Origin of the sequence: Vibrio mexicanus, from assembly GCF_001012815.1 — a bacterium.
Classification (GTDB): Bacteria; Pseudomonadota; Gammaproteobacteria; order Enterobacterales; family Vibrionaceae; genus Vibrio; species Vibrio mexicanus.
In genome coordinates, this window is the sequence record NZ_JYJP01000111.1 from 22,352 (window position 1) to 38,604 (window position 16,253).

12 protein-coding genes and 3 pseudogenes are annotated in these 16,253 nt (G+C 46.3%); all 15 read left to right on the forward strand.

Translation table 11 applies throughout. The annotated features are described in order from the left end of the window. Positions 1-287: 287 nt before the first annotated feature. Positions 288-1,424: a flagellin gene (locus UA76_RS17380; protein ID WP_047048779.1), complete on the forward strand. Its 1,137-nt coding sequence runs from the start codon at positions 288-290 to the stop codon at positions 1,422-1,424. 311 nt (positions 1,425-1,735) lie between these two features. Beyond that, entirely contained in the window at positions 1,736-2,866 is a 1,131-nt protein-coding gene (locus UA76_RS17385; protein ID WP_047048781.1) for a flagellin, read from the forward strand. A gap of 76 nt (positions 2,867-2,942) precedes the next feature. Further along, a pseudogene (flaG, locus tag UA76_RS17390) lies at positions 2,943-3,370 on the forward strand (flagellar protein FlaG). 27 nt (positions 3,371-3,397) lie between these two features. Next, positions 3,398-5,377 (forward strand): flagellar filament capping protein FliD, encoded by a 1,980-nt coding sequence (gene fliD, locus UA76_RS17395; protein ID WP_047048784.1) that lies wholly within the window; start codon positions 3,398-3,400, stop codon positions 5,375-5,377. 3 nt (positions 5,378-5,380) lie between these two features. Then, complete coding sequence (locus UA76_RS17400; protein WP_047048786.1) at positions 5,381-5,686, forward strand: flagellar protein FliT; 306 nt, start codon at positions 5,381-5,383, stop codon at positions 5,684-5,686. A gap of 12 nt (positions 5,687-5,698) precedes the next feature. After that, on the forward strand, positions 5,699-6,109 hold the full coding sequence (gene fliS / locus UA76_RS17405) for a flagellar export chaperone FliS (protein WP_047048788.1): 411 nt from the start codon (positions 5,699-5,701) through the stop codon (positions 6,107-6,109). 215 nt (positions 6,110-6,324) lie between these two features. After that, entirely contained in the window at positions 6,325-7,794 is a 1,470-nt protein-coding gene (locus tag UA76_RS17410; protein WP_047048791.1) for a sigma-54 dependent transcriptional regulator, read from the forward strand. 143 nt (positions 7,795-7,937) lie between these two features. Further along, positions 7,938-8,966 (forward strand): sensor histidine kinase, encoded by a 1,029-nt coding sequence (locus tag UA76_RS17415; RefSeq protein WP_157617669.1) that lies wholly within the window; start codon positions 7,938-7,940, stop codon positions 8,964-8,966. Between the two features lie 13 nt (positions 8,967-8,979). Next, positions 8,980-10,390 (forward strand): annotated as a pseudogene (locus UA76_RS17420) (sigma-54-dependent transcriptional regulator). An 86-nt stretch (positions 10,391-10,476) separates the two neighbouring features. Beyond that, on the forward strand, positions 10,477-10,788 hold the full coding sequence (fliE, locus tag UA76_RS17425; protein WP_047048794.1) for a flagellar hook-basal body complex protein FliE: 312 nt from the start codon (positions 10,477-10,479) through the stop codon (positions 10,786-10,788). 14 nt (positions 10,789-10,802) lie between these two features. Next, positions 10,803-12,551, forward strand: coding sequence for a flagellar basal-body MS-ring/collar protein FliF (fliF, locus tag UA76_RS17430; RefSeq protein ID WP_047048796.1), 1,749 nt, complete (start codon positions 10,803-10,805; stop codon positions 12,549-12,551). After that, complete coding sequence (gene fliG / locus UA76_RS17435; protein WP_047048798.1) at positions 12,544-13,599, forward strand: flagellar motor switch protein FliG; 1,056 nt, start codon at positions 12,544-12,546, stop codon at positions 13,597-13,599. The genes fliF and fliG overlap by 8 nt, the downstream gene beginning before the upstream one ends. A 59-nt stretch (positions 13,600-13,658) precedes the next feature. After that, positions 13,659-14,459, forward strand: coding sequence for a flagellar assembly protein FliH (gene fliH / locus UA76_RS17440; RefSeq protein WP_047048800.1), 801 nt, complete (start codon positions 13,659-13,661; stop codon positions 14,457-14,459). Continuing rightward, a pseudogene (gene fliI, locus UA76_RS17445) lies at positions 14,459-15,777 on the forward strand (flagellar protein export ATPase FliI). The gene fliH and the pseudogene fliI overlap by 1 nt, the downstream one beginning before the upstream one ends. A 6-nt stretch (positions 15,778-15,783) precedes the next feature. Next, positions 15,784-16,236 (forward strand): flagellar export protein FliJ, encoded by a 453-nt coding sequence (gene fliJ, locus UA76_RS17450; RefSeq protein ID WP_047048801.1) that lies wholly within the window; start codon positions 15,784-15,786, stop codon positions 16,234-16,236. Positions 16,237-16,253 lie beyond the last annotated feature (17 nt).

The window sequence follows — 16,253 nt, forward strand, 5'->3', positions numbered from 1 at the left end:
CATCTAATACGGTATTGTTTTACGTCAGGCAAACCGAACTCTATCGACCAGAGAAAACTAAACTTTAGGGCGAATTTTGCAAAAAAGTTGAAATTCAGCGTCTTCATCACGTTTAAGTTCCTAAAGACATTTTTCTCAAAAAAAACTTAAAAAAATTCTCAAGGTTTGGAAAAACGAGCCGTTAATAAAAGTAACTTTGAGAGAACTCGTTTAAGAGACAAATTTACAAGTTGGTTTTCCGAGACGTCGGAAACCGGAAACATCGGAAAATCAATTGGAGAAATACCATGGCAGTGAACGTAAACACCAATGTATCGGCAATGACAGCACAACGTTACCTAAACAGTGCAACTAATGCTCAACAAACATCAATGGAACGCCTATCTTCAGGCTTTAAGATCAACAGCGCAAAAGACGATGCGGCAGGTCTTCAAATTTCTAACCGTTTGAATGTTCAAAGCCGTGGTCTTGATGTTGCAGTACGTAACGCGAACGATGGTATCTCTATCGCACAAACCGCTGAAGGTGCGATGGACGAAACTACCAACATCCTACAACGTATGCGTGACCTATCTCTACAATCTGCTAACGGCTCAAACAGCAAATCTGAGCGTGTAGCGATTCAAGAGGAAGTAACTGCACTGAACAACGAACTTAACCGTATCGCTGAAACGACTTCTTTTGGTGGTAATAAGCTTCTAAACGGCACATTTGGGACTAAGTCTTTCCAAATCGGTGCTGACAACGGTGAAGCAGTAATGCTGTCAATGAACAACATGCGTAGCGACAACGCTGACATGGGTGGTACAGCATTTAAAGCGGCGAACGCAAAAGATAAAGACTGGAGCGTTCAAGCAGGTGCAAACGACCTAACAATCAACGTGACCGACAACGCAGGTGTTGCACAAACTATCAACATCAATGCGAAAGAAGGCGATGATATCGAGCAGCTAGCCACTTACATTAACGGTCAAACTGACCTAGTAACGGCTTCTGTTGACGAAGACGGTGCGCTACAAGTTTATGCGGGCAATAACAAAGCAGACGGTTCAACTCTGGCATTCTCAGGAAGCCTTTCTGGTGAGCTAGCGTTTGGTGCAGCGAATGCAGTAACGGTTAACGATATCGACGTAACAACAGTAGGTGGTTCACAAGAATCGGTTGCTATCATCGACAGCGCACTACAGTTTGTAGATAGCCACCGCGCAGAGTTGGGTGCATTCCAAAACCGCTTCAACCACGCTATCAACAACTTAGATAACATCAACGAGAACGTAAACGCGTCTAAGAGCCGAATCAAAGATACTGATTTCGCAAAAGAGACAACAGCACTAACGAAATCTCAAATCCTGTCTCAAGCTTCAAGCTCAATCTTGGCTCAAGCGAAACAGGCTCCAAACTCAGCTCTAAGTCTTCTAGGCTAATCAAACTGAGTCATGAAAAAATCCAGCTTCGGCTGGATTTTTTGCGTTTAGGCCTAAATCGAATTTCTGCTTTAAATGCTGTTGAACTTTGAACCAGATCTTTTGCTGATATTGAAGAGATGGAATGAACAGCTAAAAAAGTTGTTACGCGTCACGTTTTATACCGCTAACGAAAAAAAATCGAAAATATTTTAATTTTTTCCTAAAGCTTATTTTTCTGTCGCCGTTACAGGACTGAGAGAAATGAGATGTGCCAAAGTGAGGTGAGAGACACTAAGGCGCATCAACCTTAATGCCAAAGGAGATCAATTATGGCAATAAACGTAAACACGAACGTGTCGGCGATGACCGCTCAGCGTTACCTAAATGGTGCGGTGGACGGAACTCAGAAGTCGATGGAACGCTTATCTTCGGGTTACAAGATCAACAGTGCTCGAGATGATGCGGCTGGTCTACAAATCGCGAACCGCCTAACGTCACAAAGCCGTGGCTTAGACATGGCTGTACGTAACGCAAATGATGGTATCTCTATTGCACAAACCGCTGAAGGTGCGATGAATGAGTCAACTAACATTCTGCAACGTATGCGCGACCTTTCCCTACAATCTGCTAACGGCTCTAACTCTCGCTCAGAGCGTGTTGCAATCCAAGAAGAAGTCACAGCACTGAACCACGAGTTAAACCGTATCGCGGAGACAACCTCGTTTGGTGGTAATAAACTTCTTAACGGTACATACGGTACTCAATCTTTCCAAATCGGTGCAGGCTCAGGTGAGGCAGTTCAGCTTACTATGGGTAACATGCGTTCTGATACGGCAGATATGGGTGGTAAAGCGTATGTGGCAACCGCTGGGCAAACGCCAGACTGGACGGTTACAACGGCAACTGATCTAACCCTTGACTATACTGATCGTAATGGTGAGGCACAATCACTGACGATTAACGCAAAAGAGGGTGATGATTTAGAGCAGCTTGCAACTTACATCAACGGTCAAAGCCCAGATGTGAAAGCATCAGTGGGTGAAGAAGGTAAACTTCAACTATTCGCTGCAACCCAACAGGTTAACGGCGATGTGACTATTGGTGGTGGTCTAGCTTCAGAAATTGGTTTCGGTGCTGCGCAAGATGTAACGGTAGCCGACATCGACGTGACAAGTGTTGCCGGTTCTCAGCAAGCGGTTTCTGTCATTGATGGCGCATTGAAAGCGGTAGATAGCCAACGTGCTTCTCTAGGTGCTTTCCAGAACCGTTTCGGACACGCGATCAGTAACTTAGATAACATCAACGAGAACGTAAACGCGTCTCGTAGCCGTATCCAAGATACCGATTACGCGAAAGAAACGACACAGATGACGAAGTCTCAAATCCTACAGCAGGCGAGTACTTCGGTTCTGGCGCAAGCAAAGCAGTCGCCTTCAGCTGCTCTTAGCTTATTAGGTTAACGGCTTAGCAATTCATTGCTGAGCGGGGGTTATACAGATGATGTATACCAACCTATAAGGTGGAAGGGAGATTGTTATGGAAATACCATCCTACACATCGAACATCCAGCCTAATGGCTCGCAAAGTGGCATAAAAATTGCTTCGGAAAACGATAGTGCCAAGCGTGTTTCCTCTGAGCAACAAGCACGCATAGCAACAGAGGCGAGGGACCAACGTCAACGATCGATGGAGCTTCGATTGAGCAATCGCGAGAACGCGAAAAGCTGAATCAAGCCGAAAGAGAGAGGATGATGGAGCAAATGAACGATTTCATTTCATCCATCAATACGGGGTTATCATTTCGGGTCGATGAAGCATCGGGCCGTGATGTCGTCACTATCTATGAAGCCAGTACTGGAGATATCATTCGACAGATACCGGAAGAGGAAATGTTAGAGGTGTTGCGACGCCTTAGAGAACAAACAAGCCGCCATCATTCGGGCTTGTTCGATGCTAAGGTGTAGTCGTTTAATTGTTTTTGAGGTGAGTTAATGAGCTTAGGCCCGATGGGGATGAACTCTGGCATGGATATCAATTCCATGGTCAGCAAAATTGTCAATGCGGAGCGTATGCCTAAACAGCAACGTATTGATAATGAGCAGGCCAAAATTGATACCAGTATCAGTGCCTACGGTCGGCTTAGAGAGTCTCTCGATACAATGAAAACGCTCATGAACGAGTTTCGTCGTGAGCAAGCATTTGCAGCACGCACAGTGGAAACGAGTGACGACAAAGTTGTTTCTGCTACGGCATCTACTGAAGCAATAGCTGGTAGATATGCAATCGATGTGTTGCAGCTTGCCCAAAGTCATAAAGTGGCATCGGACGTCCTAGACAAAGATGCGAAATATGGCCCGGGTAAGCTGCAGATTTCGGCAGGTCGAGATTCGTTCTCGATAGATATACAACAAAATTCCAAGCTGGTGGATATTGTTCGCGGCATCAACGATTCTAAAGAGAACGTTGGAGTGCGGGCGTCCATCATCAATGACACCAACGGGCCACGACTCATTGTGGCGTCCAACCGTTCTGGTGCAGAACACACCATAAAAATGTCGGCTGAAGCTCAAGTCGGCGACCCTCTTAATAAACTCGAATACAAAACCTTAGAAGACCGAGTTAAAGATCTCGAAGCTGCGCGCGCAGCGGCGCAAGAGTTGATCTCACCATTGACCCCGATGGAAATTAAGCTTGCGCAGAAAGTGGCGGATCAAATCAGTGATGCAGCCAAGCAAGTTGACCTTGAGGTCGCTGAAGAGGCCAAACGAGCAGCCCTAGAAGCCGATCCGAATGCGGAAAAAGCAGGGAATGAGCTCTCCGAGAGCGCCATTGCCGCGGCGGCGGAGTCAAAGAAATACGTCAAACCACAAGATAGAATTCCCGGCTGGACAGAAACGGCATCAGGTACCTTATTGGATTCCTACTGGGAGCCAGAAGACGAGCTTGATGCAAAAGCTTTAGGAAAGAAAGATGATGTACCGGGCTGGAGTAATAGTGCGTCTGGTACGTTAACCGATTCCTATGTGACGCCGAAAGAGGCAAAACAAGAGCTCGAACGAAAACTGGCAGCAGAAGAGGCCGCGATTCAACGTGCATTGGCGACGGGGGAGATCACGCCCGAGCAAGCAAAACAGATGGAGCGTGCAAAGCTCACACCCGAAGAGCGTGCATACCTTGAGAAGGTAGACCAAGCTAACTTGGATCTTGAAGCGGCTCAAAACGCCTTTGATACCTATCAAGGTATGACAGAAGTGCAAGCGGGGCAGGACTCTCAGGTAATGCTTGATGGCGTTGCTATGCTATCGAGTCATAATAACGTGATTGAGAATGCCATTGACGGTGTTGACCTGACAGTCAAAGGAAAAACAGACCCAGGCACACGACCAGCAGAGATTGGTATTGAATATGACAGGCCAGGCGTTCGCGAAGATATCGAGACATTTGTCGCAGCGTATAACCAGTTTTACCAGTTGTCTAAAGAACTATCTGGTGTAGACCCTAGAACAGGGCAAGCAGGCCCACTTGCGGGTGACAGCATTGTTCGAAGCGCTGACCAACGATTGAAATCTGTTTTTTCCTCAAGTATTGAAAACGCCCCTGAAGATGTGAAGTCACTGACGGAGTTTGGTATTACCACCACTCGCCAAGGTACGCTTGAAATCAACTACACTATGTTAGATCGCCAGTTGAACAACAACTTCAACAAATTGGCTGATTTCTTTGGCGGCAATAATGGTTTTGCTAAGAAAGTCGAAGATGCGATTCAAAGCATGACAGGTGTGACAGGCTCAATCAGAACGCGCGAACAGAGCTTAACGGAGCGTAATTACCGAATACAGGATGATCAGGTGGCATTGGATCGCCGCATGGATACGTTAGAGAAGAGAACTCATGCCAAATTTTCGGCGATGCAGGACGCGACGGGCAAAATGCAATCGCAACTTGCTGGTATGATGAGTGCTTTGGGTTAGTAAATGGACCAATATCTCTCAGAAATTAGTGAAGTCGATCACGAAATTCGCCGTGTTATATCATCGAATGACGTTAATCCTGAAGAAATCGCAAGATTGGTCGATACAAGGGAACAGATATTGCAGAAAGTAATATCGTTGATTAACGATAACCCAGAACTTAAACAATCCGAGCGGTGGAAACTTGCCGTTCAGGAAACCAAGTCCTTGGTTGAGTTGATGCAGAGCAGAACCATCGCGATTGGCAGTGAGCTGAAAAAATATCGTCATGGGAACAAATCTGTACAACAATATAAGAAGTTTTTATAAAAGAGGAATACTATGCGTGGTTCATTACAGGCTTACAAGAAAGTATCAGTTGATAGCCAACTGAGTGCGGCCTCCCCGCATAAGATCGTTCAAATGCTGATGGCAGGTGCAATCGAGCGTCTTATCCAAGGTAAGGCAGCGATGGAACAGGGAAATATTCCTGTGAAAGGTGAGCGCTTGGGTAAAGCCTTAGATATCATCATTAGCTTGAGAAGTTGTCTGTCTATGGACGACGGCGGTGACGTGGCAAAGAATTTAGATCAGCTTTATGAATTTATGATCACGCAAATTTCCACGGCGAATCATCAAAATGATCCACAGCCAATTGATGATGTTATCGACATTATTCGCGAAATTAAATCTGCTTGGGACCAAATTCCAACCGAATATCATAATCTCACTGCTGCGGATGTAGGAATGTAATTCGGTAACAAAGTTTCCACTAATGTCACACCAAGTAATTGCTTGGTTGCCTTATTTTTTTTATCAAATAAAATAGAAGCCACTTTATAGCCTAGTGGCTTTTTTTGTTGCTGAATTATATAGATTGTCTATCGTTAATGTTAGATATGACAATATTATCTATTGATATTGAACCAGCCACATCGTATTAAAAATGAAGGCAATCATTCTCACCTATGCAAGGTTTAGCGAAACTACTTGTGATTGAAGACGACGATTCAACGCGTATCAATCTGAGTAACATATTAGAATTTGTTGGAGAGCAGTGCGAAGCAATTACCTCTAGTCAGGTTGATGATATTGAATTATCGGGGCTATGGGCTGGTTGCATCGTAGGCTCAGTCAAAGGGAATAAGCTGACAACCACGCTAAGTGACAAGTTGGTGAGTGCCAACCACATTCCATTATTGATTGCCGGCAAACAGCCATATTCCCTAGAGGATTACCCGCATTACGTGGGTGAATTGGAATATCCTCTCAACTACCCTCAATTAAGCGAAGCTTTGCGTCATTGCAAAGAGTTCTTGGGTCGTAAAGGCATTTCTGTCGGCGCTTCAAATCGTAAAAATACCCTATTCCGCAGCCTAGTTGGCCAAAGTCATGGTGTCCAAGAAGTTCGCCATTTGATCGAGCAAGTCGCTTCAACGGAAGCGAACGTGCTCATTCTTGGTGAGTCCGGTACGGGTAAAGAAGTGGTTGCGCGTAATATCCATTATCACTCAGCTCGCCGTAATGGCCCATTTGTACCAATCAACTGCGGAGCCATTCCGCCGGATCTTCTCGAAAGTGAACTATTCGGTCACGAGAAAGGTGCGTTCACTGGTGCATTAACCTCGCGTAAAGGCCGTTTTGAACTCGCAGAAGGTGGCACACTGTTTCTTGATGAAATTGGTGATATGCCAATGCCAATGCAGGTAAAACTGCTGCGTGTACTTCAAGAGCGTTGCTTTGAGCGTGTTGGTGGTAACAATACGATTAAAGCGGATGTGCGCGTCATCGCGGCAACACACCGTAATTTAGAGTCCATGATCGATGACCACTCTTTCCGTGAAGATCTTTATTACCGCTTAAATGTATTTCCAATCGAGATGCCAGCGCTTAAAGAGCGCAAAGATGATATCCCGTTATTACTGCAAGAGCTAATGACTCGTATGGAAGCGGAAGGTGGGCAGCCAATTTGCTTCACACCGCGAGCAATTAACTCTTTGATGGAGCACGATTGGCCGGGTAATGTTCGTGAGCTAGCGAACTTAGTTGAAAGGATGATCATCCTGTATCCAAATAGCCTAGTGGATGTGAATCACCTGCCAACGAAATATCGTTACAGCGATATTCCTGAGTTCCATGCGGAGCATTACGGTTTCGAGAGTGTGGAAGAGCAAGAGCGCGAAGCATTAGCGGATATCTTCTCTGAGAACTTCACGTTTGAAGAAGAAGAGGTGTCGTTTGCTGAGCATGCGAACCCGCCACAAGGCTTACCGCCTGAAGGGGTAAACTTGAAAGAGCTTCTCGCTGATCTTGAAGTCAACATGATTAGCCAAGCTCTTGAAGCGCAAGGTGGTGTTGTTGCGAGAGCAGCAGATATGTTGGGTATGAGACGCACAACCTTGGTTGAAAAGATGCGTAAATATAACCTTCAACGTTAGATATAAGCATCAAAAATTTGACCGTCAATAAGATGACTTAATGTTAACTTGTTGATAATTAAATATAAAAGCCTGGCTTGCATTTTGCATCTCAGGCTTTTGTAGTTTTTAGGCAAATTTATGACATCGAGACCGCAGTCACTATGGAAAATCACTCACATCTCGACTCACTTGAAGATCAGGTAGAGCGCTATAAGCAGGTGTTAGACGTCATGCCAGCAGGCGTGATCTTGTTGGATACGCAGGGCGTGGTTAGAGAAGCCAACCCTGAAGCCGCGAAAATTCTTGAGGTGCCTCTTGCTGGGGAAAAGTGGTTTTCCATTATTCAAAGTGCTTTTGACCCTAAAGAAGATGATGGTCACGAGATATCGCTTCGCAACGGTCGTAAAGTGCGTCTAGCCATCTCCGCATCTGCAACGGGCCAGTTAATACTTATTACCGACCTAACTGAAACACGCTTATTGCAGTCAAGAGTCAGTGACTTACAAAGGTTATCCTCGCTTGGCCGAATGGTTGCATCATTAGCACACCAAGTGAGAACGCCGTTATCGAGTGCCATGCTATATGCCTCGAACCTAGGAGCGCCAAACCTTCCGCCAGCAACGAAAGATCGATTTCAATCCAAGTTGATGGACCGTTTGCATGATCTTGAGAAGCAAGTGAACGACATGTTGCTGTTTGCCAAAGGCGGCGACAACAAAGTAGTAAAGGCGTTTACCCTCGCCCAATTGGTCGACGAGTTCTCACCAATGGTGGAGACAGCGTTGAAAAATGGCGATATTGATTACTGCCAAGAAGTGGAAGAGCACGATACGGTGTTAATGGGGAATTCAAACGCCATCGCTTCAGCTCTAAGTAACTTGGTGCTCAATGCGATCCAAATTGCAGGTAAGGGCAGCCAGATAGATGTGTTTTTCCGCCCCGTTAATGGTGAGCTGAAAATCTCAGTTCAAGACAGTGGCCCTGGTGTCCCTAAAGAACTACAAGCTAAAATTATGGAACCATTTTTTACCACTCGCTCACAAGGTACAGGCCTTGGTTTAGCCGTGGTTCAAATGGTGTGTCGCGCACATGATGGGCGACTAGAACTGATTTCAGAGGAAGGCGATGGCGCCTGCTTTACCATGTGTATTCCGCTTGAACGCGCTGGTGTTAGCCTCAAGAAGCAATGATTGGAGAAGAATAATGGCTCAAAGCAAAGTATTGATCGTAGAAGATGATGAAGGCCTACGTGAAGCACTGGTTGATACTCTTGCCCTAGCGGGTTACGAGTGGCTAGAAGCTGACTGTGCAGAAGATGCCTTAGTGAAACTCAAATCTAACTCAGTGGATATCGTTGTTTCTGATGTTCAGATGGCGGGCATGGGCGGCTTAGCTTTGCTTCGCAATATTAAGCAGCATTGGCCGAATCTACCTGTTTTGCTAATGACGGCGTACGCCAACATTGAAGATGCGGTGTCAGCGATGAAGGAAGGTGCTATCGACTACATGGCCAAACCTTTCGCACCGGAAGTGTTGCTGAACATGGTTAGCCGTTATGCGCCAATCAAGTCCGATGACAATGGCGATGCCGTTGTCGCTGATGAGAAAAGTATTAAGCTCCTTGCTCTTGCAGATAAAGTCGCAAAAACCGATGCCAGTGTTATGGTTCTTGGCCCAAGCGGTTCGGGTAAAGAGGTGATGTCTCGCTATATCCACAACGCTTCAAATCGTAAAGATGGCCCATTTGTCGCCATTAACTGTGCGGCGATTCCTGATAACATGCTAGAAGCTACTCTGTTTGGTTACGAAAAAGGTGCGTTTACAGGCGCAGTTCAGGCGTGTCCGGGTAAGTTTGAGCAAGCACAAGGCGGTACAATCTTACTCGATGAAATCAGTGAAATGGATCTTGCTTGCAAGCTAAACTGCTTCGCGTACTTCAAGAACGTGAAGTAGAACGCTTGGGTAGCCGTAAGAGCATCAAACTTGATGTGCGTGTTCTGGCAACCAGTAACCGCGACCTCAAGCAATATGTACAGGAAGGTAACTTCCGAGAAGATTTATACTATCGATTGAATGTATTTCCAATTACTTGGCCTTCACTGAGTGAACGTAAAGGGGACATTGAGCCTTTAGCTAAGCATTTAATTGAACGAAACTGCAAAAAACTTGGTCTTCCTGTGCCAAGCTTAGCAAATGAAGCCGTGAATAAACTTTTGCACTACACGTGGCCGGGGAATGTTCGCGAACTCGATAACGTCGTTCAACGTGCGCTAATTTTAAGCGAGAACGGTGATATTACGGCCGAGCATATTTTGCTAGAAGGTATCGACTGGCAAGATGCGGGTGGCCTGCAACAAGTTGTAGAAGGTGGCGAATCGGCAGTGGTGCCCGACGTGAAGCGGTTGCAGAAGCTGAAGCGTTCAAACCAATGAGCGCGGGTGCAAGTGGGCTTGGTGGTGAGCTGAGGGACCAAGAGTACGCCATCATTTTGGAAACTTTGGTGGAATGCAACGGTCGCCGCAAAGAAATGGCCGAAAAATTGGGGATTAGTCCAAGAACGTTACGTTACAAACTGGCTAAAATGCGTGATGCAGGAATTGAAATTCCTAGTTAGAATGGTGAACTTTTGATGTGGCATATTAATTGCTGCGTCAACTTTATTACGAAAGAACTAGTCAAAGAGTTGACATAGAGGTAGCGATGAAAATTGACGGATTCCAAAATGAAATGCAAGCAATGATGCTTGAAGCTACTAATGCTCGACCTACGGCGACTGGCCAGACTGTTGGTGCAGACTTTGGAGATATGCTCAGCAAGGCAATCAATAATGTCAACGGACTGTCTAAAACCTCTAGTGATTTGCAAATGCGTTTTGACCGTGGAGATGAAGATGTCTCCTTGTCTGATGTAATGATTGCTCGAAATAAATCGAGCGTAGCGTTTGAAGCGACCATTCAGGTTCGCAATAAAATGGTAGAAGCTTATAAAGAGCTTATGAATATGCCAGTGTAAGTTAGGTTGCGACTGTGTCAGAAGAAAACAAATCTACAGATCTTACCGTATCCGACTCAGGTTCAGACACTGCTGTCATGGCCTCATCGGATATGGATTTAGATGTCCAAAACCCAGATGTGGATGAGAAAAGCTCATCGAAATTTGATATGGCGATGGGTGACCTTGACCTACTACGTCAGGTTGTTCTTGTTGTATCTATTTCAATCTGTGTTGCGTTGATCGTGATGCTATTTTTCTGGGTCAAAGAACCAGAAATGCGTCCGCTTGGCGCTTACGAGACAGAAGAGCTGATCCCTGTTCTAGATTATCTTGACCAACAAAAGATGAACTACAAGCTCGATGGCAATACGATTTTGGTGCCAGCGAGTGAATACAACAGTCTAAAACTGAATATGGTTCGTGCTGGCTTGAATCAATCGAGCAATGCCGGTGACGATATTTTGATGCAAGATATGGGCTTTGGTGTATCTCAACGTCTGGAACGTGAGAGACTCAAACTAAGCCGTGAGCGTCAGCTTTCTCTGGCGATTGAGCAGATGCGTCAAGTGCGTAAAGCACGAGTACTGTTGGCGCTACCGCAGCAAAGCGTGTTTGTACGTCATAACCAAGAAGCATCGGCATCGGTCTTTCTAACTCTTCGCACGGGCACTAACCTCAAACAAGGTGAAGTGGATTCCGTAGTTGATATGGTAGCGAGTGCCGTGCCTGGTATGAAGCCATCGCGCATTACCGTTACCGACCAACACGGCCGCTTGTTAAGCTCTGGCTCGCAAGACCCTGCCTCTGCCGCTCGTCGTAAAGAACACGAGTTAGAACGCAAACAAGAACAAGCGCTGCGTGAGAAAATTGACTCTGTGCTAATCCCTATTCTGGGCCTAGGTAACTACACCGCTCAAGTGGATATCGAACTGGACTTCAGTGCGGTGGAGCAGACTCGTAAGCAGTTTGATCCTAATACGCCAGCGACTCGAAGCGAATACACACTTGAAGATTATAACAACGGTAACGTTGTTGCGGGTGTTCCGGGAGCGTTAAGTAACCAACCGCCTGCCGATGCGTCTATCCCTCAAGATGTGGCGCAAATGAAAGACGGTTCTTTACTAGGGCAAGGATCTGTACACAAAGAAGCGACGCGTAACTTTGAGCTGGACACTACAATCAGTCATGAGCGCCGACAAACCGGCGTTGTAAACCGTCAAACCGTTGCGGTTGCGATTAAAGATCGAGCAATTGTGAATCCAGATACGGGTGAAACGACTTATGTGCCACTGTCTCAAGATCAGCTAGATGCGGTTCGCCAAGTTCTTGTTGGTGCAGTAGGCTTTAATGAGCGTCGTGGTGACTTGCTCAACGTATTAAGTATGCAGTTTGCAGAGCCAGAAATTGAAACCATTGCTGATGTGCCAATTTGGGAGCATCCGAACTTCAACGATTGGATTCGTTGGTTCGCCAGTGCCTTGGTTATCATCGTGGTCGTGCTTGTACTGGTTCGCCCTGCGATGAAAAAACTACTCAACCCTGCTGCTGAAGAAGACGATGATCAACTATACGGTCCAGATGGTATGCCAATCGGTGCCGATGGTGAAACAAGCCTAATTGGCGGGGATATCGAGGGTGGAGAGTTGTTTGAGTTTGGATCGAGTATTGACCTTCCAAACCTACATAAAGACGAAGATGTCTTGAAAGCTGTTCGTGCCCTCGTTGCTAATGAACCAGAGCTTGCTGCTCAAGTTGTGAAGAATTGGATGGAAGATGCCTAATGATATTGTCCCTCAAGGCGAGGGTGACCAAGATTCTGAAAACTCAATTGATATAGCGACGATACCCGGTGAGGAAAAGGCGGCTATTCTTCTGTTGAGTTTGAATGAAGAAGATGCAGCGGGCATCATCCGCCACCTTGAACCTAAACAGGTTCAGCGTGTGGGCAGTGCGATGGCCCGAGCGGCAGATTTAAATCAAGAAAAAGTGGGTGCGGTGCATCGTGCTTTCTTGGAAGACATTCAGAAATACACCAACATTGGTATGGGCAGCGAAGACTTCATGCGTAATGCCCTTGTTGCTGCACTGGGTGAAGATAAAGCGAATAACTTGGTCGACCAAATTCTATTGGGTACTGGCTCGAAAGGTCTTGATTCACTTAAGTGGATGGACCCTCGTCAGGTGGCGAGCATCATTATCAACGAGCACCCTCAGATTCAAACCATTGTATTGTCCTACTTAGAAGCCGACCAGTCGGCGGAGATCTTGTCTCAGTTCGCCGAACGTGACCGTCTCGATCTGATGATGCGTATTGCTAACCTTGAAGAAGTTCAACCGTCGGCATTGGCAGAGCTGAATGAAATCATGGAGAAACAGTTCGCTGGTCAAGCGGGTGCTCAAGCTGCCAAGATTGGTGGCCTGAAAGCGGCTGCTGAAATCATGAACTACATGGACAATAACGTTGAAGGCATCTTGATGGATCAAATCCGCGATCAAGATGAAGACATGGCGACACAGATCGAAGACCTCATGTTTGTATTCGAGAACCTTATCGAAGTCGACGACCAAGGTATTCAGAAACTGCTGCGTGACGTTCCACAAGACGTACTTCAGAAAGCACTCAAAGGTGCCGACGATGCTCTGCGCGATAAGATCTTCAAGAACATGTCTAAGCGTGCAGCTGAGATGATGGCTGATGACCTAGAAGCGATGCCGCCGGTTAAAGTTTCTGACGTAGAAGCGGCTCAGAAAGAAGTACTGGCGATTGCCCGTCGCATGGCCGATGCCGGAGAAATTATGCTTTCTGGTGGTGCGGACGAGTTCTTGTAATCCACTTAAAAAGCTTTGTAGTTTAAAGATAATCAAAGTTTACCGCGTGAAGGATTTTTATGTCAGGTGAAAGAAAACGAGGCTTTTTGCGCCTGAATGATGACGAGCAAGTCGAGCAACCTAAAAAGTGGGGCTTGCCTGACTACACGTCTGAAACCAATAAAAATGCCAAAGAAACGGCGCTGAACTACGATCCGGGTTGGGTGCCGAACTTTGATGAACCGCAAGAAGAACAACCTCTTGAACTCACCGAAGAAGAGATCGAGCTGATCAAGCAAGGTGCTTATCAAGAAGGCATGTTGCAAGGTCAAGAAGCCGGTTTTAAACAGGGTTATGAGAAAGGTAAAGAGCAAGGCATTCAGGATGGTCATCAAGAGGGCCTAGCCGCAGGTAACGCTGAAGGTGTAGCAGCAGGTCAGGAGTTCATTCAGCAACAAGTACAAACCTTTGTAACACTGGCTAATCAGTTTGCTCAACCATTAGAGCTAATGAACGCTCAGGTTGAAAAACAACTGGTCGACATGGTTTTGACTCTTGTAAAAGAAGTCGTCCATGTTGAAGTACAAACCAATCCTCAAGTCATTTTAGATACCATTAAACAATCGGTAGAAGCACTGCCAATTTCTGGTCACGCGATAACGTTGAAGTTGCATCCAGATGATGTCGCTATCATTCGCTCAGCTTATGGTGAAGAGCAATTAGAGTTTCGTAATTGGACGTTAATGGAAGAGCCTGCGTTAAATCGTGGTGATGTCCAAATCGAGGCGGGTGAATCAAGCGTGAACTATCGCATGGAAGATCGTATTCGAAATGTCATCCAAAGCTTTTGTGGTACCAATCGCCATCAGGGAAGCGACTAATGCTTAGCTTGGACGAACGTCTCAGCCAATACAAAACACAAGGTATCTCTTGTCGCCCAGTTGCGTCCGGTAAGTTAGTTCGTGTGGTCGGTCTAACGCTGGAAGCGACAGGTTGTCGTGCACCAATCGGTAGCCTTTGCACCGTAGAAACCATGGCTGGAGAGATGGAAGCCGAAGTGGTCGGTTTTTCTGGTGATAGTCTTTTCTTGATGCCTAGTGAGCAAATCACGGGTGTTTTGCCTGGCGCAAAAGTCACACCAATGACGAGTGAAGCTGGATTGTCCGTGGGTATGGAACTGCTAGGGCGCGTCATTGATGGTGTGGGTAACCCACTGGATGGTTTAGGGCCAATTTATACCGATAAGAAAGCCACATTCAACGCAGAGCCTATCAACCCATTGGCTCGCAAACCTATTACCGAACCTTTGGATGTTGGCCTAAAAGCGATCAACGGCCTGCTTACTGTGGGTAAAGGCCAGCGTATCGGTCTGTTTGCAGGTTCCGGTGTTGGTAAATCGGTTACGCTGGGGATGATGACTCGAGGCACGACAGCGCAAGTGGTTGTGGTTGGTCTAATCGGTGAGCGTGGACGAGAAGTAAAAGAGTTCATCGAGGAAATTCTCGGTGTGGATGGAAGACAGCGTTCGGTGGTGGTTGCCGCTCCTGCGGACTCCTCGCCTCTGATGCGTTTAAAAGGCTGTCAAACCGCCCTCACCATTGCCGAATATTTCAGAGACCAAGGTCTCGATGTTCTTCTTCTAATGGACTCGCTGACGCGTTTTGCTCAGGCTCAGCGTGAAATTGCTTTGTCTGTTGGTGAACCACCAGCAACTAAAGGTTACCCGCCATCTGTATTCGCCAAGCTGCCTGCGCTCGTTGAGCGAGCAGGTAATGGGGGCCAGACCAAGGCTCTATTACGGCATTCTTTACCGTTCTGACCGAAGGTGATGATCTACAAGATCCCATCGCTGACGCTTCTCGTGCGATTTTGGATGGTCACGTTGTGCTATCTCGTGAAATGGCCGATGCAGGTCACTATCCAGCAATTGATGTAGAGAAATCTGTCAGCCGTGTTATGCCTCAAATCACTTCTGAAGAACACGTTCTGATGTCGAAAGCGGTGAGACAAGTGCTCTCTATTTGTCGTAAGAACCAAGATTTGGTTTCGATTGGCGCATACAAACCAGGCTCAGATCCTGCGATTGATGGTGCGTTTACGTTGAAACCTAAACTGGATGAGTACCTACAGCAAGGCATGAAAGAGAGCGTACCATACGAAATGTGCATCAACATGTTGAAGCATGTGTTGGCGGGGTAGTAGCGTATGGATAATGCTCTCGAATTTCTGTTAGACCAAGCAAAAGATCATGAAGACAAAGCGGTTTTAGCTCTGAATCAAGCGAGAACTGAACTCGAGGGCTACTACGAGCAGCTATCGCAGATAGAAAAGTATCGTTTGGATTATTGTCAGCAACTCGTTGATCGCGGCATGAATGGCTTAACGGCGAGTCAATATGGACATCTGAATCGATTCTTAACTCAGCTCGATGAAACCTTATCCAAACAGAAAGAAGCGGAAGAGCACTTCAAAAATCAAGTCGAGAACTGCGAGCAACACTGGTTAGAGACTCGAAAGCAGCGTCGTTCTTATGAATGGCTAATGGAAAAGAAGAAAAAAGATAAGCAAATGGAACAGGAGCATCGTGAGCAAAAGCAAATGGATGAGTTCTCCACATTACAGTTTGCTCGAAATAGATTGAACGGAAATCACTTCTAGCCGCTTTCTTTGGTTGT

Bases quoted from the DNA above. Each gene is read 5' to 3' on its own strand.
- UA76_RS17380 (WP_047048779.1), top strand. From the start codon at position 288: ATGGCAGTGAACGTAAACACCAATGTATCGGCAATGACAGCACAACGT.
- fliH (WP_047048800.1), top strand. From the start codon at position 13,659: ATGTCAGGTGAAAGAAAACGAGGCTTTTTGCGCCTGAATGATGACGAG.
- UA76_RS17400 (WP_047048786.1), top strand. From the start codon at position 5,381: ATGGACCAATATCTCTCAGAAATTAGTGAAGTCGATCACGAAATTCGC.
- UA76_RS17415 (WP_157617669.1), top strand. From the start codon at position 7,938: ATGGAAAATCACTCACATCTCGACTCACTTGAAGATCAGGTAGAGCGC.
- fliS (WP_047048788.1), top strand. From the start codon at position 5,699: ATGCGTGGTTCATTACAGGCTTACAAGAAAGTATCAGTTGATAGCCAA.
- fliJ (WP_047048801.1), top strand. From the start codon at position 15,784: ATGGATAATGCTCTCGAATTTCTGTTAGACCAAGCAAAAGATCATGAA.
- fliD (WP_047048784.1), top strand. From the start codon at position 3,398: ATGAGCTTAGGCCCGATGGGGATGAACTCTGGCATGGATATCAATTCC.
- fliG (WP_047048798.1), top strand. From the start codon at position 12,544: ATGCCTAATGATATTGTCCCTCAAGGCGAGGGTGACCAAGATTCTGAA.
- UA76_RS17410 (WP_047048791.1), top strand. From the start codon at position 6,325: ATGCAAGGTTTAGCGAAACTACTTGTGATTGAAGACGACGATTCAACG.
- fliE (WP_047048794.1), top strand. From the start codon at position 10,477: ATGAAAATTGACGGATTCCAAAATGAAATGCAAGCAATGATGCTTGAA.
- UA76_RS17385 (WP_047048781.1), top strand. From the start codon at position 1,736: ATGGCAATAAACGTAAACACGAACGTGTCGGCGATGACCGCTCAGCGT.